The organism is Streptomyces sp. sk2.1 (assembly GCF_008120935.1).
Lineage (GTDB): Bacteria > Actinomycetota > Actinomycetes > Streptomycetales > Streptomycetaceae > Streptomyces.
The window spans coordinates 367,880-386,933 of record NZ_RDBO01000055.1 but is presented as its reverse complement, the minus strand read 5'-3'; the positions used below and the strand labels follow the sequence as shown (position 1 = coordinate 386,933).

The 19,054-nt window shown below is 71.7% G+C and carries 15 protein-coding genes and 1 pseudogene; 15 read left to right on the top strand and 1 reads right to left on the bottom strand.

Annotated elements, in window-relative coordinates; all coding sequences use genetic code 11:
• Positions 1–181: 181 nt before the first annotated feature.
• From EAO76_RS19020 to EAO76_RS18990, 7 genes are all read left to right on the top strand, one after another.
• Positions 182–1,027, top strand: a complete 846-nt coding sequence (locus EAO76_RS19020; RefSeq protein ID WP_148837104.1) for a helix-turn-helix transcriptional regulator — start codon at positions 182–184, stop codon at positions 1,025–1,027.
• 11 nt (positions 1,028–1,038) lie between these two features.
• Positions 1,039–1,230, top strand: coding sequence for a DUF397 domain-containing protein (locus EAO76_RS19015; protein ID WP_148837103.1), 192 nt, complete (start codon positions 1,039–1,041; stop codon positions 1,228–1,230).
• Positions 1,223–1,474, top strand: a complete 252-nt coding sequence (locus EAO76_RS19010) for a DUF397 domain-containing protein (RefSeq protein WP_187438685.1) — start codon at positions 1,223–1,225, stop codon at positions 1,472–1,474. Before EAO76_RS19015 ends, EAO76_RS19010 begins: the two co-directional genes overlap by 8 nt.
• Before the next feature lie 91 nt (positions 1,475–1,565).
• The gene (locus EAO76_RS19005) at positions 1,566–2,351 is read left to right on the top strand and encodes a serine/threonine protein kinase (protein WP_187438712.1); all 786 of its coding nucleotides are present in this window, start codon (positions 1,566–1,568) and stop codon (positions 2,349–2,351) included.
• 180 nt (positions 2,352–2,531) lie between these two features.
• Positions 2,532–4,049, top strand: coding sequence for a serine/threonine-protein kinase (locus EAO76_RS19000; protein ID WP_262375584.1), 1,518 nt, complete (start codon positions 2,532–2,534; stop codon positions 4,047–4,049).
• Between the two features lie 131 nt (positions 4,050–4,180).
• The gene (locus EAO76_RS18995) at positions 4,181–5,122 is read left to right on the top strand and encodes an LGFP repeat-containing protein (protein WP_399462353.1); all 942 of its coding nucleotides are present in this window, start codon (positions 4,181–4,183) and stop codon (positions 5,120–5,122) included.
• A gap of 90 nt (positions 5,123–5,212) precedes the next feature.
• Complete coding sequence (locus EAO76_RS18990; protein WP_148837101.1) at positions 5,213–6,460, top strand: DUF4185 domain-containing protein; 1,248 nt, start codon at positions 5,213–5,215, stop codon at positions 6,458–6,460.
• 195 nt (positions 6,461–6,655) lie between these two features.
• Here EAO76_RS18990 and EAO76_RS44660 read toward each other — a convergent pair whose 3' ends face one another.
• A complete protein-coding gene (locus EAO76_RS44660; protein ID WP_187438684.1) occupies positions 6,656–10,816 on the bottom strand; it encodes a hypothetical protein in 4,161 nt (1,386 codons plus the stop codon).
• A 99-nt stretch (positions 10,817–10,915) separates the two neighbouring features.
• Between EAO76_RS44660 and EAO76_RS18975 the strand changes: the two genes are divergently transcribed.
• From EAO76_RS18975 to EAO76_RS46350, 8 genes and pseudogenes are all read left to right on the top strand, one after another.
• A complete protein-coding gene (locus tag EAO76_RS18975; RefSeq protein WP_148837100.1) occupies positions 10,916–11,350 on the top strand; it encodes a DUF6892 domain-containing protein in 435 nt (144 codons plus the stop codon).
• 251 nt (positions 11,351–11,601) lie between these two features.
• Positions 11,602–12,228 carry a DUF402 domain-containing protein gene (locus EAO76_RS18970; RefSeq protein WP_187438683.1) on the top strand — a complete coding sequence of 209 codons (627 nt, stop codon included), beginning with the start codon at positions 11,602–11,604 and terminating at the stop codon, positions 12,226–12,228.
• A gap of 312 nt (positions 12,229–12,540) precedes the next feature.
• Entirely contained in the window at positions 12,541–12,849 is a 309-nt protein-coding gene (locus EAO76_RS18965) for a hypothetical protein (protein WP_018101695.1), read from the top strand.
• 177 nt (positions 12,850–13,026) lie between these two features.
• On the top strand, positions 13,027–13,899 hold the full coding sequence (locus EAO76_RS18960; RefSeq protein WP_148837099.1) for a hypothetical protein: 873 nt from the start codon (positions 13,027–13,029) through the stop codon (positions 13,897–13,899).
• On the top strand, positions 13,889–15,235 hold the full coding sequence (locus tag EAO76_RS18955) for a hypothetical protein (RefSeq protein WP_187438682.1): 1,347 nt from the start codon (positions 13,889–13,891) through the stop codon (positions 15,233–15,235). Before EAO76_RS18960 ends, EAO76_RS18955 begins: the two co-directional genes overlap by 11 nt.
• Positions 15,232–16,776 (top strand): SCO6880 family protein, encoded by a 1,545-nt coding sequence (locus tag EAO76_RS18950; RefSeq protein ID WP_148837097.1) that lies wholly within the window; start codon positions 15,232–15,234, stop codon positions 16,774–16,776. The genes EAO76_RS18955 and EAO76_RS18950 overlap by 4 nt, the downstream gene beginning before the upstream one ends.
• A gap of 120 nt (positions 16,777–16,896) precedes the next feature.
• Positions 16,897–18,315 carry an ATP-binding protein gene (locus EAO76_RS18945; RefSeq protein ID WP_148837096.1) on the top strand — a complete coding sequence of 473 codons (1,419 nt, stop codon included), beginning with the start codon at positions 16,897–16,899 and terminating at the stop codon, positions 18,313–18,315.
• Between the two features lie 2 nt (positions 18,316–18,317).
• Positions 18,318–19,054 (top strand): annotated as a pseudogene (locus EAO76_RS46350) (type VI secretion protein); the annotation flags it as partial.

Below are 19,054 nucleotides of genomic sequence, written 5' to 3'. Positions count from 1 at the left end.
GGGTTGAAGGTTGCGCTTCGGATTGCCCGGTGACGAGGCCGCTCCGTCGAGCGGGGTGCTTCCGGGCGGGGACCCGAGATCCAAGGTAGCGATTCGCGGTTAACGTGTTAACCGAACTTCGACGAATCCATAAACTGCCACCCTTGTGGGTGACCGGCCGCCCAAGGAGGCGAGCAATCCCGTGAGAACCAACCCGACGGGTCGCCAACTCCGTTTTGGCTCCGAGCTGCGCAAACTCCGCGAGAACGCAGGCTTCACCGCCACCCAGGCCGGTCAACTCCTGGGCGTCAAGCAGAACCAGATCAGCAACATGGAGGCGGGACGCGTCGGCGTGAGCCCTGCGCGCGTACGCGCCCTGGCCCGCCACTACAGCTGTTCCGACAAGGACATCGTCGCCGCGCTCGGGAGCATGACCGGCGACCGCACGCGCGGCTGGTGGGAGGAGTACCGGGAGATCCTGCCTCCGCCGCTCCTCGACCTTGCAGAGATCGAACACCACGCCCACCGGCTGCGCACGGCCGTGACCGTGCACATCCCCGGCCTCCTCCAGACCGCGGAGTACGCACGCGAGGTCTTCCGCCAGGACGTGCCGGAGCTGTCACCTCCCGACATCGAGCACCGCATCTCGTTCCGCGTCAAACGGCAGACCGTCCTGTTCCGGGAATCGCCGACACCGCATCAGGCCGTCATCCACGAGGCCGCGCTGCGCATGCGCTTCGGCGGCCCGGAGGTGACCCGCAAGCAGCTCCAGCACCTCCTCGACATGGGCGAACGGGATCACATCACCCTCCAGGTGATCCCTTTCTCCGCAGGGACCTTCGCCGGGTCCGGCCAGTCGATCTACTACTTCCTGGGTCCGGTGCCGCAGCTCGACACCGTCAACCTGGACCAGTCCCACGGCCCCGTCTTCCTGGACGCCGAGGACCAGTTGGAGAAGTACCGCGTGCTGCTCGGCCGCATGGAGGCGACCGCACTGGGCCACGACGCTTCCAGGGACTTCATCCACAACATCGTCCGCGACCTGTGAAGGAACCCGAGATGTCCTCTCCCGCCTGGCAGAAGTCGTCCTACTGCGCCCAGGGAAACTCCTGCATACACGTGGCCGCGCCCGCCCCCGGCGCGGTCGGGCTCACCGAGTCCGGCGACCCCGCCGGAACGGTGCTCCGCACCACACCCGCCGCCTGGGCCGCCCTCGTACGCGCCCTCAAGGAGGGCCTCCCCCGTGACTGACACCCCCGGCATCCCCGACGGCCTCACCTGGGTCCGGGCCGCGCCCGAGGACGCGGAGGGGCCCGGACCCTGGATCGAGATCGCCTTCGGGCCGGACGGGCTCGTCCTCCTCCGGGAGACCGGCGACCCCGCCAACGTCGTCACGACCACCCGGGCCAAGTGGGAGGCGTTCGCAAAAGGGGTCGTGGCCGGAGAGTTCGACCACTTCGCCGAACCCGTCGGCGAGGAGAACGCGAGGAGCTGAATCCGGTACCGCGACGACCGGTGCGGCGGCCGGTGGGATGGGTAACGTTCGAGGGCGTGGGAGTCACCCGACACGGGGCGAGGTGGGGGCACTGAGCGGGATAGTGATCTATCTGCCGCAGCGGAGCGGTGTCGTCGGAGGAGCGCCGTGCGGCGACCCGGTGACGTTGCGGCTCGGCCCGGGGGAAACGGCGCGCTTCGGGCGCGGCTCCGCGACGATCCCGGTCGAACTGCGCCTGGACGACGAGGCCATCTCGCGGCTGGCCGGCGAGATCCGGGTGACGGACGACCACTGGCAGCTCAGCAACCACAGCACGACCCAGAGCTACCTGGTGGAGAACCCGGAGGGGGCCGGTGAGTACCTGCGGGTCCCGCCCCGCCGGGCCGGCGCCCCGATCCCCTTCGAGTTCTCCCGGGTCGTGCTGCCCACCCGTCGCGACACCACCGTCGCCTTCCAGGTGTTCGCCCCCGACCACGTCTACCTGGACCCCGACGGCCCGGCGGGCCCGTGGGACGGCCGCACCGTCATGGCGTACTCGCTGGACGAGACGGCCCTCTACTTCCTGGTCCTGGTCGCGCTCTGCGAGCCGCGGCTGCGCGACGAGTCGCCGGTCGCGGTCCCGACCACCCCGCAGATCGTCGAACGGCTCCGGGGGCACGCCGCGTGCGGCCGGTTGCGGGCGCGGGCGGTCAGCTCGCACATCGACTACCTCGCCGAGGAGAAGATGCGGATCAGCGCTCCGGCCGGGAACGGGTCGGGAGGGGCGCGCCGCAACGGCAAACGGGAGGCGCTCGTCGGGATCGCGCTGCGGTTCGGACTCGTACGGGAGGAGCACCTGGCGCTGCTCCCGCCCCGGACCGCCACCCACGCCAGGTAGCGGGCAGAGCAACCCAAGTGACGTTGCGGTACGGGCAGTTGGGCCGTTGACCCGCGAAACGCTGCGGGCTCCCGGGGCGCTGCGGCAGGATCACGAAGAGCCGCGGGCTCACGGAACACCGCGGGCCCACCGTGTGCGGCGACACGCACTGGTGCGGGCGGGGGACCGGAGGCGGAAACGGTGCATGCGCGGGGCGACACATCGGGAAGCGACCACACGGAGCCGCTCCCGCGCGGTTACCGGGTGGGCCGCTGGGAGGTCACCGAACCCATCGCGTCCGGCGGCTGGGCGACGGTCTACGCGGGTCGATCGGTCGACGAACCGGCGGGACCGGTGGAGGAACCGGCGGAGAAGCCGATCGACGAGCCGGTGGACGAGCAGGTGGAGGTCGCACTCAAGTTCCTGCCGACCGCGGGACTCGCACCGCGCCAGGCCCGCAAGGTCGCGGAGACCGCCCGGCGCGAGGTCGAACTCGGCCACCGGGCCGGGCATCCGGGGCTGATCCGCCTGCTGGACTCCGTCGTGATCAGCGATCCCGGCCGGGCGTTCCTGGACGGGGCGATCGTGCTGGTGATGGAGCGGGCCGAACGCAGCCTGCGGGAGGTGTTCGACGCCGGGGTCGCGGAGGCGGACGCGGCCCGGCTGTTCGCCGGGATCTGCGAGGGCCTGGCCCATCTGCACCGCAGCGGCTGGGTGCACGGCGACCTCAAGCCGGAGAACATCCTGCTGATGGCCGACGGCACGCCCCGGCTGTCCGACTTCGGGCTCGCCGCCGAACTGACCGGCACCGACGGCACCCACGGGTACGCGCCGCCGATGGGCACCCCGGACTACCTCCCGCCCGAGCGCTGGCGGGCCCCGCTCGGCGAGCACGGCGTGGAGGTCCGGCCCAGCGCCGACGTCTGGGCCCTGGGCATCATGATCCACGAGGCGTTCGCGTCCGGCGCCTCGCCGTTCCCCGGCGCGACGTCGACGGCGCGCGGCGCGGCGGCGCAGGAGTACGCCGCCGGGCGCGCCCCGCTGCGGATCGACAGCGCGCTGCCGCCGTTCTGGCGCGCCCTGGCCCTCGACTGCCTGGCCCCGACCCATGCCGAACGCGCCGCGCACAGCGCCGAGAGCATCCTGGCGCGCATCACCGCACGATCGCCGTCGCCGTCGTCATTACCCCGCCCGGCACGTACATCCCGCCCGGCTCAGACACCCCGTCCGGCGCAGACACCCCGTCCGGCACGTCGCCGCCGGTGGTTCCGCGCCGCACCCGTGGCCGTCGCGGTGTGCGCGGTGGCCGCGACGATCTGGTCGCACGCCGTCGGCGACACCGCGTCGGACGCGCTCGGCGAACCGGCGGGACGGCTCCGGGTGTTCAACGCCGACGACGACTGCCGGGGCCGTACCGACCGGAGACCGCAGTGCAGCCTCGGCCTGGCGATCGACCCCCTCCGGCCGTACACCATCGACAACGTTGTTCCGACCCGGGTGTGGCACGGCGACGTCCTCGCCGTCTACTGCCGCCTCCCCCGGGGAACGCCCATCATCGACGAGTCCGACGCGAGTTCCACCCAGTGGTACCGGGTCCGGCTGCCGGCCGGTTCCGACCGCGACCGCACCTCGGCCTGGTTGCCCGCCGTGCGCACGACGGACCATCCCCGGGTGCCCGACTGCGCACCGCCGAAGTCACCGGTACCGCCCGTGCGGTGAGTGTCGGCGCCCACTGCGCGGGCTGTCACTCCGGATCGTTCCGGATGTGCCGGACGGCCGCCCCGTGACTACCTTGCGGACCGCCGGCCGACGGGCCGCACAAGGCCGTTCCGACGCGAAGGAGCAGACACGTGCGTGGCTCGACCGAACGACGACGCGTGATGTGGAGATCAACGGTCCTGCTGATCGCCGTGGCCATGTCCGGCCTCGGCAACCCGGCGGCGTTCGCGCAGGACGCGGGCGACGTACCGGGCCCCCTCGGGAACTCCGCCCCGGCCGAACTCTTCTGCGACATCCCGGCGAACCGGGACATCGCGGTGACCCGCAAGGTGTACGAGGTCGGGCAGCGCCGCGGCGTGTCCGCCAAGGTGATGCTCGCCGGATTCGAGACGGGCTGGGTCGAGTCCCGCATGAACAACCTGGCCTGCGGGGACCGGGATTCGCTCGGAGTCTTCCAGCAGCGGCCCTCGATGGGCTGGTGCCAACCCGCCCAGTGCCTCGACGTCGACTACGCGGCGAACAAGTTCTTCGAGGTGGCCCAGCAGATGGAGCCCGATTGGGCCACCGCGGGCGAGCTGGCCCAGGCCGTCCAGCGCTCCGCGTACCCGGAGCGCTACGGCCAGGCGGAGGGCTACGCCCGGGAGCTGATGGCCGAGGCGTTCCGGCCGTACGGCACGATCGGCGCGAAGTACACCGCCATGGGCGGCAGCGGCGGACCGCTCGGCGCACCGGTCCGCGCCGAGGAGAACTCCTCGCTCGGCGGACGCTTCCAGCTCTTCCGCAACGGGATCATCATCTGGCACCCGGACGTGGCCCACGCGATCCACGGCGACATCCTGCAGAAGTTCTGGGACACGGACGCGGAACGCCGCTGGGGATTCCCCACCATGGACGAGGCGGACGCCGCACCGGCGCCGGACGGCACCCGGGGCCGCTACCAGTTCTTCGAGCGCGGCCTGTTCCTCTGGTCCCCGCAGACCGGCACCCACACCGTCCACGGCGCGATCTACGACGCCTTCCACGCCGCCGGGCACGAGGCCGGACATGGCCACGGCGATCAGCAGGACCGTTGATCTCCACATCACGCGTCGTCGTTCGGTCGAGCCACGCACGGACCCACGGATTCAAGAACCCCGGACCCAAGAACCCCCGGAGGACCGAACATGCCCACCCCCTCACAGCCGGACCACCGGAACACCGCCCACCGGCACACCACCCGTCGATCGGCGCTCAAGGCAGGCATGGGCTTCGCCCTGGGAGCCGGCCTGCTGGGCGCCGCCCCCGGCTCGGCGTCCGCCGACGACCGGTCCGCCCGGACGGCCCCCGGCCGCCCGGCCGCCCGGCTGCTCCAGACGGGCACGCCCCTGTGCGAGCAGCCCGGCGACTCGGCGAGCGCGCAGGGGCTCGGCTCCGGGGACCTGGCGATCCCCTACCACCGGGAGCACGACAACACCTGGGGCTACGTGTTCGGCGACGCGTTCGGCGGGATCGCCCAGGCCGACCCCTACCTGGGATCTCCGGTGATCCTGAACCAGGCCGCCTTCGACGCCTCCGGCGGGACCCCGATCTCGTTCTCCTGGGCGATGCCCACCGGGGGCGCCGCCAGGCAGTGCTTCGACTACGCACACTGGGCCGACAACGGGCACGGATTCGAGATCACCCGCATCCCGAACGACTGCATCGAGTTCGGGGGCCGCACCTACATCCAGTACACGTCCGTGGCCCTGTGGGAGAACATCCCGGCCGGGTACGACGGCTCGCTGATGTCGGGCGTCGCCTACTCGGACGACTACGGCGTGACCTGGCAGGACTACCCGTACCACTGGGCCGGCGACACCCAGGGGACGAACCAGTCGATGTACGGGATGTGGTCGTTCGCGGGCATCGACCCCGACGGCTGGCTGTACGTCTTCTCCAAGCGCTGGAACGGCACGCACTCGAACACCGCCGACGGCGGCGCGATCCAGCTGTTCCGCATCCGGCCGGACGAGTTCCGCGCGGGCAACTTCGGCGCCCAGGAGAACTGGGCCTTCCTGGACGGCCGCTGGCAGTGGACCCGGGCGGCGGCCCCGTCGGTCATGCTGTCCGGGAACAGGATCGGCGAGTTCTCCGTCAAGCGGATCGGCGACACGTACTGCATGAGCTACTTCGACGTGGACGACTACTCGATCTGTACCCGCACCGCGCCCCGCCCGGACGCGGTGTGGACCGCCCCCAAGGTGCAGATCGTCGGCGACGCCCTCCCGCCGCACCACTGGGGCAAGCCCCAGCTCCCGTTCCTCTACGGCGGATACATCCACCCCGGCAGCGCGAGCGCCACGTCCCTGACCCTGATCGCCTCGCAGTGGCAGTCCGTGAACCACGGCAAGACGCCCTACCGCGTCCTGCAGTACGACGGCATCCGGCCCTGACGCACGGGTCGCCGCGCGAGTGACGCGGGCTTCCCCGCCGAGGCCGAGTCCGGGTACCTGCCCGTCCGCCTCCTGGACCGCTCCTGGGCGGGCGAGTTCGACACGTGACGCCACCGGGCCCTGGTTCCGCCCCGGGTTCCGGCTCCCACCACCGGCCCCGGCCCCGGCCTCGTCTCCGGGTCCGGGTCCGGGGCCTCACGCGCCGGTCGCCGCCCAGGCGCGGGCGAACCGTTCGTGCGCGGGGGCCGGCACGGCGACAGCTGAGGCATCGGCGGCAGCGGCGGTCGGGGCCGTCGCTGCGGGGCGCGGGGCCTTCGCGGCGGTGAGTTCCTTGCGGACGGCACGGTGGTGGTCGAGGGTCCAGGCGTTCCAGCGGCGTACGGTGCGGTCGGCCGGGCGGTCGAGGGCGTGCAGCTGGAGGTGGAGGGCCGCCGCGTCGCGGCCGACGCCGAGGGACTCCGCCACCTCGTCCACCAGGTCCGGGGCGCTGAAGAGCGGGTTGGCCTCGTACTGGCCCGGCGGGACCGGGGTGGCCGCCGAGCGGTCCGCCAGGGCGCGCAGGGCGGTGAGCCGGTCGGCGGGTATGTCCATGAGCGGACCGGCGGCGTCCCGGAGCGGACCGGCGGGGCCGTCCATGAGCCGGTCGAGCAGGGCGCGGGCGCCCTCCGCGGCCGGGTCGCCCACCGGTCGTTCGGCGAATGCCCAGGTGAGGGCGGTGACGACGGCCCGCGCCCCGTCGGCTTCCGACGGGGGTTCCGGCAGGCGTCCGGTGAGCAGGGCGGTGGCCCAGGTGTCGGGCAGGCCGTGGTCCTTGGCCAGCGCGGCGGCGTGGCTGCCGTCGTCGACGTACCCGGTGACCGCGAGCCGTTCGGACCATTCGGCGGCCATCCGGTCCGCGGCGGCGGTCATGCCGCCGGGGGCCCAGAGCTCCGCCGGGTCGGCGGGCACGGCGGAGGCGAGCACGGCACGCCGCCCGGCAGGACCGAGCCGCCCCCGCAGGTCGTCGTACGCGTACACAGTGTTCCGGTCGGCCTTGTACGGCTTGGTCCGGCACAGCTTCAGGTGCGCCGCGTAGTCGTCGCTGCCGAAGAAGCCGTCGAGGACCAGGGCGGCGATCGCGCGCGGCACCCCCGTACGCCAGCGGAACAGGTCCACGGCCTCCTCGGGCACCGGCAGCGGGCCGCGTTCGGCGAGGAGGGCGAGCAGGCGGGGGAGCCGGGCGGTGTCGTCCCCCACGACGGTGCGGGTCTCGCACTCCTCGGCGCCGGTGGGCTCCGGGTCGGCGGCCCGGTGCAGGAAGGGCACCAGGTCGCTGCGGACCGGGCCGGAGGCCACCGGGGCGCCGGACGCCCGGAGTTCGGCGACCCCGGCCTCGGGTGCCCGGCCGGTGCGCCAGGTGGTGCCCCGTTCCGCGAACGGCTGGCGGCTCCACACGTCGAGCAGCGCGGTGAGGGCCCCCCGGTGCGCGTCCGGGGTGGCGACGACGACCGCCCGCCAGGCCACGGCGTCGATCCGGCCGGTCAGCACCGCCCATTCGGGCGGCGGGGCGGGCAGGGCCAGCACCCGCACCTCGTCGTCGATCTCGCCGCGCAGATACCGGCCGTCGGCGGCGACCGCCGTGAGGAGCGCGGGCTGCGGCTGCGACGGCCGCTTCTCGTAGCCCCGCAGCTGGGGCAGCAGGCCGTGCAGGGCCGGGACGAGCCGGGTGTCGGGTGCCGGGTCGGGCAGCTCGACGACCGGTCCGGCCCGCATGACGGCCACCCGGTGCGCCAGCTCCCGGAGGCGGCGCAGCACCTCGGCGGCGAACCGCACGGCGCGGGTGACGCCCTGCCGGACACGGGGGTCGGTCACCCCGGGCGGCGCGTCCTCGGCGCCGGACGACAGCAGTTCGCGCACGGTCTCGTCGGTGACCGCGCGCAGCGCGTGGGAGGACGGCTCGTCGCGCGGGACGAGGAAGTGCCAGAAGGCGGGCGGCGGTACGGGCCCGGCCTGCTCGCCGAGGGTGGCCCGGACCGGTCCGCCGTGGCGGGCACCGGGGAAGCCTTGGACCTGCCAGAGCAGCGAGTTGTCCTCGGCGGCGTAGCAGCGGACGGTGGTGGTGCCGACCACGACGGCGTCCTCGCCACCGGCCGGGAGACCGAGGATGCCCCACGGGCGGCGGCCCCAGACGGTGGTGCGGTAGGACGCGGTGCGGCCGTCGACGGACCTCAGCTCGAACTCGCGGGACGAGGGACCGGCGTACGGGGTGTGGTGGTCGATCCGGCAACCGGTGAGCCGGCCGTCCTGGCCGAGCGGGGACGGCGGGGCGCCGGGCGGCAGTTCGGCGAGGGTGCGGTAGTTGAGGAAGGGTTCGGTGCCGTCCGGTGACGCGTCGGGCGCGTGGAAGCCGGGCAGGGTGCGGTCGGCGGTGGGCACACCGGTGGCGGGGTCCATGCGGGTCCACCCCCTGCGGTGGTCCTCGCCGAACACCTCGCTGCTCCAGAAGTCCCGGCCGTCGTACATCTGGTAGTCGCGGAGGCGGTGGCCGATGCCCGAGGTGTCGCCGGGGCGCAGGACGTTCCCGCCGTCGAACCGGCCGCCGCCGTCCGGGGTACGGAACTGGTAGCCGAGGCCGCCCTGGATGCCGCCGCCGTAGGGGCGGAGCCCATGGGGCTGTTCCGGTTCGAACGTGTCGGCGGGGCTGCCCGACCAGTACGCCGTCATGGCGGAGCTGCCCTCGCCCGCGCTCGGCCAGGAGACGAGGAACTGGCCGCCGACCCAGTGCACCGTGGGGAAGGCGGCGCCCTCCGGCAGTTCCAGGGCGTGCTCGCCGCACCGGCCCGCGTGGTCGACGGCGAACGCGCGGCGCTTCCCGTACACCGTGAGCACCGGCCAGGTGCAGGTGACGTGCACCGTCTCGTCCGGCCGGAATGCGGCGAGGGCCTCCTCCAGGGCGGGCCAGCCCAGCTCCTCGGGCAGCCCCGCGCGCAGAACACGGGCCAGCGGGCCGGTGAGGTCCAGTTCGTCGAGGGCCTCCTCGATGCCGTCCAGGGCGACGGCGGTGGGCCGGTCGAGGAGGCCGTGCAGCTCGTCCACGGCCTCGTCGGCCGCGGCGAGCCCGCCGCCGCGCAGGGTGTCGAGCAGCTTCTCGATCCGGCCGTGCACCTCGGCGGCGATGCCCGGGTTGTGCGGGAGCCGGCTGATGGCGGTGCCGCCCCGGGGCCGGAGCCCGGCGTGGACCGTGCCCTCCAGTCGGGGGCCGAACACCGGGTCGGCGGCGAGGGCCCGCAGGTCGCGCGGCGACTCCTTGTCCCAGAACTCCAAGGGGATGATGGAGCCGGGGTCATGGACGGGGATCCCCTCGGCGAGGCAGACGTCGAGCAGGTCGGCGTCCAGGTGCTGCCACCGGTAGCGGTCCTCGTGGAGCCGGACCGGGGTGCCGTCCGCCTTCAGCCGCGGGGCGAACCGGGCCACCAGGTCGAAGAGTTCGGCGGGCATGGCCTGACGGGTCACCCCGCCACCGGCGGCGGGGCGGTGGGAGTACTGGGCGGCGTACCGCCGCAGCCACTCGCCGAGGCCGCCCTCCGGGGTGATCCGGCCGGTCGCGGCGGCGTCGGCGGCCCCGCAGCCGATGAGCAGCCGCAGCCAGGCCGCCGCGTCGTTCTTCGAATCGGGGAACAGGTCGAGCAGGGCGGTGGCCGTGCCGTCGGCCGGCCGGTGGGCGGAGAGCGGGCCGAGCGCCGTGTCGAACAGCCGGTCCGGCACGGCCTTGCCGCGGGCTGCCGCGAGCACCTCGCCCAGCACCCGCGCCTCCTCGTCGGCGCCGAGACCGGCCGTGCGCGCGGATTCCCGGACCCGGCGGGCCAGATCGGCGGGAAGATCGCCCGGCGACGCCGCCCAGACCGTCAGCAGCCGCACGAACTCGCGGTGCGCGTCGCCCGGTTCGAACACCCCGGCCAGCCAGGCCGGGGCACCGCTGATCTCGGTGGCGGGAAGCGCGCCGAACCTGGCGAACAACTGAAGGTTCGCCCACCGCCAGTCGGTGTCGACCGGCAGCCCGTGGTCGCGTTCCGCAGCCCGCGCGTACCCGTACGCACGGGCGGCGGAACGGCGGTGCGTCTCCAGCATCCAGTGCCCGATGGTGTCCCAGAACCACGGCAGATGGGCGGCCGGCAGCCCCCGGGCCGGACGCGCCGCCCCGTCCACGAACCGTCCGGGCTTCTCCCCCGCCCTGTACCGGTCGCGGTCCGCCTCCGCCAGCACGTCGCGGGCGTCGCCCTCGGCACCGGGGGCGTGGACGCGTGCCCAGTCGACGTACGTCTCGGAGACGCGGTGATTGGCCGGGAGCGGAACGGAGGATCCGGTGCTGCTGGTCATGCGTACGAGTCTGGCAGGCGGGACTGACAGGGCCCCGCGCGGCCACTGGCTCCCCACACCTCCGGGGCCGGTGTCGGAGGGGCTGGTTATGGTCCCGGTATGCCTGCCTTCCGCGACTTCAACTTCAAGCTCATGGTCATCGAGAAACTCATGTACGAGGACAAGACGCTCACCCCGGCCTTCAGCATTGCCGAATGCCTGAAGGCGAAGGGGATCGACGACCCACAGCTCTACGCGTACGACAACGACCTCGCCTACACAGTGCTCGACGAGGCCCGCACCTACTTCGAGGCGCTGGAGATCAGCGAGGAACTGCTGGCGACCGTGGACACCCTCCTCATCGACGGCGGACTCCAGGTGTACTGCGAGTGCTCCCCGGTCTGGGACGGCGAGGACGACCTGTTCGACGTGGACTCGCTCGACGACCTCGACCTGCTGCCGAACCTGCGGCGGATCATCGGCGCCGAGAACTGCGGGCTGGGCGTCCCGTTCAAGAAGGAGATCCTCGCCGCCCGGGGCATCGCCTCCGTCTGAGGCCGCACCGGCACGACCGCCGTACGACCCGCCCCGCCACCGCCCGTTCCGCTGCTGTACCGGCCGGACCTGCCGAGCCTCGATGCCTCGATGCCTCCTGGCCTCCTGACCTCCTGACCTCCTGACCTCCTGACCTCCTGACCTCCTGACATGATGACCCGACAGGTCCGGTACGTGGCGGATCCGGCAGATGATCCGGACATGTGTCCGGTCACGTGTCCGATCTGCGTGGCGCGGGAATGATCAGCGGCATGAACGACGAGCCGGGCCGGATCCTCCACTGGAACTTCTTCATAGGCGGCCACCTGAGCGCATCGGTGCCCGTGCGCCTCGTCGAGCGCACCGACAGGGGCCAACTGGTGTGGATGGAGACCGGCACCCCGATGTGGCGCACGAGACTCCCGAACGGGGCGCACCTGCGGGACATCGCCCCGGGCGACCGCCCCGCCGACGGATACCCGGTGGTCGCCGACCGGTGGCCGATGGGCAGCGCGCTCTTCTACCAGCCGGACGACGCCGCGCACTCGGTGCTCTGGCTCTTCGGCCGCCGGCAGAAGTTCCGCGGCTGGTACGTGAACCTGGAGCGCCGGGTCCACCGCGGCGACGACATCGACATCGCCGACCACGAACTCGACATCAACGTGGCCCCGGACCGGAGCTGGCGGTGGAAGGACGAGGAGTCCTTCGCCGAGAAGACCGGCGACCCGGCCTACTGGACGGCCGACGAGGCGTCGGCCATCCGCGACGAGGGCCACTCGGTCGCACGACTTGCCGAGGCCGGAACGTTTCCCTTCGACGGCACCTGGTGCGATTTCCGGCCACCCCGATCCTGGAGAACCCCACCCCGACCACCCGTACCGCGCCACCCGCTGCTCTGAGCAGCCCTTGATCCGGCCGGATCGATGCTCCGTCAGGACCCACCGGGGCCTGCGCAAAAGTCTCGGCCAGGGTGGCGGGATGGCAATCATTGCCCGGGGTCACTCTCCGTGATACACAGAGTAACCATACGTATTTGGTCACATACCGCTTCGATCCGCAGGTCAGGACGGTCGGATCGGTCAAACGTGCGGGATCCGGGTAAAGAGAGCCGTCAAGCCGTCGTGCGAGAGCAGTTTCATCAGCGAAGATAGAGAGTGACCCGTGCCGTGCGGCAGGGGGCAACGAACTACCCAACAGGGGCGGTGACTTACATGATCCTGGCAGCTGAAAAGGGCGACATCACCACCATCATCGGCGGAATCGCCCCGAACTGGGGGCCGTTCGGGACCTTGGGCAACGAGGCCCGCGTAATGATCGAGGTCGTGATGGCCATCGCCATCCTGCTCTGCCTCGGCATCGCGGTGTGGGGTGCGGCGAAGCAGCGCATCGGGGCCACGGCCCTGCGCGACACGTTCAGCGCCGAGCAGGGCAAGGGGCTGATCGTCGCGGGTCTGACCGGTGTGTTCATCATCGGATCGCTGGGAACCTTGTTCACCATCGTCTACGGAATGGCTGTCTGACCGACAGTCGGCCCACGCCAGGGGCGATCCCGCCCATCCCCACCATCCGTCCGTCGTGCCCACCGGCAGAGGTTGCGTCTCCCTGATGTCGAGTCATCACACCGCGTCCGCGCGGAAACCTGCACGGCTACCGTCGTACTACCCGGTTCAGGAAACGGTTGAGGGGGCGTACGCGGCATGAGCCACGGCGACGAGAGCGGCTACGGCGACGACGCCGTCCGTACCGATGATCCCTACAGCACCATCGGCGGCACGCGCCAGACCCGTACCCGGCTTCCCGACGGCGAGGGCGACGGCTACGGCGCCTCCCGCCGCCCCGCCCGCAAGCCGCGCTCCCTCGTCACGGTGGTCGGCGTGGTCGTCCTCCTGCTCGCGGCCATCGCCTTCGCCAACATGGGCGGGGGCGACAGGAACGACAACGGCGACGGTTCGGGAGGCTCGGGGAGCAAGCCGGACTCGTCGTCCACGGCGGCCACGGGGACGAAACCGGTGACGGGGAAGAACGGCACGATCCCGTCGGGATTCGCCCACGACGAGCAGGGGGCGCAGAGCGCGGCGGCGAACTACGCCGTGGCACTCGGTTCGACCGACATGTTCGACAAGGACCAGCGTCGCGCAATCGTCACCGCCGTGTACTCCCCGGAGGTCGCGGCTGCTCGCGAAGGCGACCTCGACAGGGTGTACTCGGGGCAGGACTTCCTTGCCGGTATCGGGCTCAAGCCTGACGGTACGGCACCTGCAGGACTGACCTTCGTCTCACGCTCCAACCCGGCCGGCACGAAGGTAGTGAAATTTGACGGGGACACCGCGAGCGTCGCCGTCTGGTACTCAGCCCTGTTCGGGCTGGCGGGTGAGGGCTCCAAGAACCCCGTGTCCGAGAGTTGGTTCACCAACACCTTCAACCTGACCTGGATCGACGGTGACTGGAAGGTCACCGATTTCACGCAGAAGGACGGCCCCACTCCGGTCGGCCGTGACCAGGCCGCATCTCCTGCCGAGGAAATGGCCGACGCCGTGAAACAGTTCGGAGGGTTCACATATGCCCGGTAAACAGTCCAGCCGAGCTCTTTCACTCACAGCGGCAGTGGTCGGCCTGCAGACGACTCTCGTCATGCTGGCCGGCCGCGCGTTCGCCGAGCCCTCCCCGAGCCCGACACCGACATCGACACCGACATCGACACCGAGCAATGACGCCTGTGATCTGATCCGCGGCCCCGCCAAGGACTACTGCGAGAACGGCGACGGCAGCGCCCCCTCCAACGGCGTCGCCCCCTCCGGTCTGAACGACTCGCTCGACCCGCTCTCCTCCCTCGCCCGCGGCTGCGCCGACGCCGCCGCGTGGATCGTCGGCAAGCTCAGCGAGGCCGTGAAGAGCACCGCCAACGTCGACTTCACGAACACCAAGTTCCTCCAGCAGTACGCGATCGTCTTCGCCGCCTCCACCGTCCTCACGCTCGTCCTGTGGCTGCTGGCCGTGGCCAAGCGGGCGATCCGCGGCGTGCCGCTGACGACCGCGATCTCCGAGGCCATCGGGTTCCTGTGGCTGACGGTCCTCGCCTCCGCGTTCACCCCGCTGATCCTCTACACGGTCGTCTCCGCGACCGACGGCGTCACCGAGGTCATCGCCACCTCCTCGGGCGGGCAGACGGACGTCTTCTTCGGGTCGTTCGCCGAAGCGCTCAAGAAGGGCTCCGACATCGGCGGCGGGCCGATCATGCTGATCGTCGTCTCGCTCGTGTCGATCCTCGCCGCGGGCATCCTCTGGCTGGAGCTCGTCATCCGGGCCGCCCTGCTCTACGTCGGCGCCCTGCTCGGCACCGTCGTCTACGCCGGGCTCGTCGACAAGAACATGTGGGGCCATGTCCGGCGCTGGGCGGGCATCATGGTCGCGGTGATCATGGTGAAGCCGGTCATCGCCGTCGTGCTCGGGCTGGCCGGCGCGCTCTCCCAGAACGACGGACCGGACGCGATCTCCGCCGTCGTGTCGGGCCTCGCCATCATCCTGCTGGCGATCTTCGCCTCCGCGATGATCTACCGGTTCGTCCCCGGCTTCGGCGACGAGATCCAGGGCGCCCGCACCAACCGCAAGCAGGCCACCGACGGCTCCCAGGCCGCCGCCCTGGTCAGCTCCCCCGCCGCCCTCGTCTCCCAGGGCATCAAGACCCACAGCGGCCGCAGCGGCTCGGACGGCGGCAACAGCGGAGGCCGGCCCGCCAACCCGATCAGCGGCGGCGTCGCCGCGCACGGCTCCCGGGGCGCCTCCACCGCGCCCTCGCCGCGCAGCGGATCGGCGCCGACCTCCGGCACCCCGCACGGCAGCCGCTCCCCCCGGGGCGGCGGATCAGGCAGTTCAGGCAACAACAGCACGGGAGGTGGAGGGCGTTGACGACTCCGTCCCACACGATCGCGCCCCGCCGCACGTATCTCATCGGCCGGGCCCGGCCGAACGCGATCGTCGGCAAGAACCGCGAGACCGGCGAGATCGCCCTGATCATCGTCGGCGCGTTCCTCGGCATGATGAGCGGGCTGATCGTCCCCGTCCTGCCCCTGCGGATCGCGCTGCTCACCGGGTTCCCGTTCCTCGCCCTGGCGATCGTGTACCTCCCGTACAAGCACCGCACCTTCTACAAGTGGTTCGAGATCAACCGCAGCTACAAGCGCACCCTGCGCCGCGGCACGACCTACCGTTCCGCCGCCATGGAGGCGGGCGTCGGCGTCGACGGACGCGAGGTCGAGATCGGACCGCCCCCCGGCATCGGCCGGATCAACTGGCTCTCCGCGCCCTTCGGTCCGGACGAGATCGCCGTGCTCCTGCACGCCGACCGCCGCACCGTCACCGCCGCGATCGAGATCGAGGGCCCCGGCGTCGGCCTGCGCGACAGCGAGGACCAGGAGGCGCTCGTCGACCGCTTCGGCACCCTGCTGAAGCACGTCGCCAACGGGGACGGCTTCGTGACCCGCCTCCAGATGCTGGCCCGTACCCTCCCCGCCGACCCCGACGCGCACGCCAAGGACGTCGCCCAGCGCGGCGACAAGTCCTCCCCGGTCTGGCTGCAGGAGTCGTACGACCAGCTCCAGTCCATGGTCTCCACCTCCAGCGAGCAGCACCGCGCCTACCTGGTCGCCTGCATGCACTACACCCGCGAGCTGGCCGCCGAGGCCAACGCCATGGCCCGCGCCGCCCGGACCGGCCGCAAGATCGACCGGGACGCCGGACTCGCCGTCGTCATGGCGCGCGAGCTCACCGACATCTGCGCCCGCCTCGCCGAGGCCGACATCCGGGTCCGCCAGCCGCTCGGCCAGAGCCGGCTCGCCTCCCTCGTGCACTCGATGTACGACCCCGACCACCCCATCGACCACATCCAGGCCATGACCAAGCGCAACGCCTGGCCGGCCGAACTGGACGCGGTCGAACCGACGTTCCTCCAGGCCAAGACCCGCGAGTCGGTCACCCGCGCGCCCTGGTGCCACTCCACGGCCTGGGTGAAGGAATGGCCGATGACCCCCGTCGGCGTCAACTTCCTGGCCCCGCTCCTCGTCCACACCCCCGACGTGATCCGCACGGTCGCGGTCTGCATGGACCTCGAACCCACCGAGATCGCCATCGAGCGGATGCTCACCGAGAAGACGAACGACGAGGCGGAAGCCAGCCGCCAGGCCAAGATGAACCGCACCGTCGACCCCCGCGACATCGCCGCGCACGGCCGGCTCGACCAGCGGGGCGAGGACCTCGCGAGCGGCGCGGCCGGGGTGAACCTGGTCGGGTACATCACCGTGTCGTCCCGTTCGCCCGAGGCCCTCGCCCGCGACAAACGAACGATCCGGGCCTCGGCCGGCAAGTCGTATCTCAAACTGGAGTGGTGCGACCGCGAGCACCACCGCGCCTTCGTGAACACGCTCCCGTTCGCCACCGGCATCCGCCGCTGACCGCCGACCACCACCGACCACCACCCGTCGGACCGGCCCCACCGCCGGTCACCGGCCATCACCACCGCCCGCCACCCACGGACGACGACCGAGAGAAACGAGAGGGAGGTCGGTCACGCCATGCGAGACCCGCTGTCCGCACTGTCGGAGGCCTTCACCGCCTTCCTCTTCGGGAAGGTGGAGACGACCCGGCTGCCCGTCCGCACGTCGACCGGGCAGGCCCAGGCCGTCTACCTGCCCACCGCGGCCCCCGGCCTCGGCGACTCCGGCGTGATCATCGGCCGCGAGGTCTACTCCGGCAAGGGCTACATCTACGACCCGTTCCAGCTGTACGGGCAGCAGCTCCCCGCCCCGCACTGGCTGGTCCTCGGCGAGTCCGGCAACGGCAAGTCCGCGCTGGAGAAGACCTACGTGCTCCGCCAGCTCCGCTTCCGCGACCGCCAGGTCGTCGTCCTGGACGCCCAGGGCGAGGACGGCGTCGGCGAGTGGAACCTCATCGCCCAGGAGCTCGGCCTCACCCCGATCCGCCTCGACCCGACCGCCGCGCTCAACGGCGGCATCCGGCTCAACCCGCTCGACCCCTCGATCACCACCACCGGCCAGCTCGCCCTGCTCCGCACCATCATCGAAGTCGCCATGGGCCACGGCCTGGACGAGCGGTCCGGCTTCGCGCTGAAGGTCGCCCACGCCTACGTCAACGAGACGATCACCGACCGGCAGCCGGTCCTGACCGACATCGTCGAGCAGCTCCGCCACCCGGAACCCGAGTCCGCCGAGGCGATGAACGTCGACATAGACGACGTACGGGCCTGGGGCCTGGACGTCGCCCTCGTCCTGGACCGACTGGTCGACGGTGACCTGCGCGGCATGTTCGACGGCCCCACGAGCGTCGGCATCGACCTCGACGCCCCGCTGATCGTCTTCGACCTCTCGCACATCGACCGCAACTCCATCGCGATGCCGATCCTGATGGCGATCGTCGGCGTCTGGCTGGAGCACACCTGGATCAGGCCCGACCGGAAAAAACGCATCTTCCTGGTGGAAGAGGCCTGGCACATCATCAACTCACCCTTCGTCGCCCAGCTCTTCCAGCGCCTGCTGAAGTTCGGCCGACGCCTCGGCCTGTCGTTCGTGGCAGTCGTCCACCACCTCAGCGACGTCGTCGACGGGGCGGCGGCCCGCGAGGCCGCGGCGATCCTGAAGATGGCGTCGACGCGCACGATCTACGCCCAGAAGGCAGACGAGGCCAGAGCGACGGGCCGGGTCCTCGGCCTGCCCCGGTGGGCGGTCGAGATCATCCCGACCCTCACCCCGGGCATCGCGGTCTGGGACGTCAACGGCAACGTCCAGGTGGTCAAACACCTGATCACCGAGGCCGAACGCCCCCTCGTCTTCACCGACCGCGCGATGACCGAGTCCTCCGCGACCGAACTCCTCCCGGACGACGTACGCGCCGCCGACCTGGAGGCGGAGGAACGCGCCGCACGGATCGAGCGCCAACAACGGCTGAACGAGTCGTCCGAGTCAACGGTGGCCTGACGATGGCGGGACGCGCCGAGGAACGTACCGGCGGCGGAGGCACCGGCGGCATTCCGGACGGCCTGCTGATCGGCCTGCTGGGCTTCCTGCTCGCACTGACCCTGCTGATGTGGACGGCCACCGGCCTGGCCGGACTGTTCGCGCACGGCGCCTGGCCCGAGGGGGTCACGCTCCCCGAGACCCCTCTCGCGCTGCGCCGGCTCGTCACCGCGCCCAACGACCTCCCGGCCGCCTGGCCGAACACCCCGGCGGGCGAGCTCTCGGGCTACGGGCTCTTCTGGGGCCTGTTCATCGGCGAACTGATGGTGCTGCTGGTACTGACGGTGTTCGTACTGGGCGCGCTGGCCCGCTGGCGGGTCGTACGGGCCAGGCAGCGCGCCGAACGCCTGGAGCAGCGGGAACAGTTGCGGAACGCGTACCTGGAGCAGAAGCGGTACAAGCAGGAGAAAAGCCGAGGCCGGGGACGGGGCCGAGACCAAGGGCAGGATCAGCGGCAGCACGCCGAAGCCCCCGCCCCGGCCGCCCCCCAGGACCCGCGACGACCCACGAACGCGGCACCGGAAGAGGCCGAGGAAACCGCAGGGATCTCAGGAACCTCAGGGACCTCAGGGGTCTCGGGGGCCGAAGTGATCGTAGGGGCCGCAGAGGCTGTAGAGGCCGCAGAGGTCACGAAACCGCTGTCGGCGTTCCACGAGTCCACCGACGCATACCGACCCACCACTCCAGTACCTCCAGCACC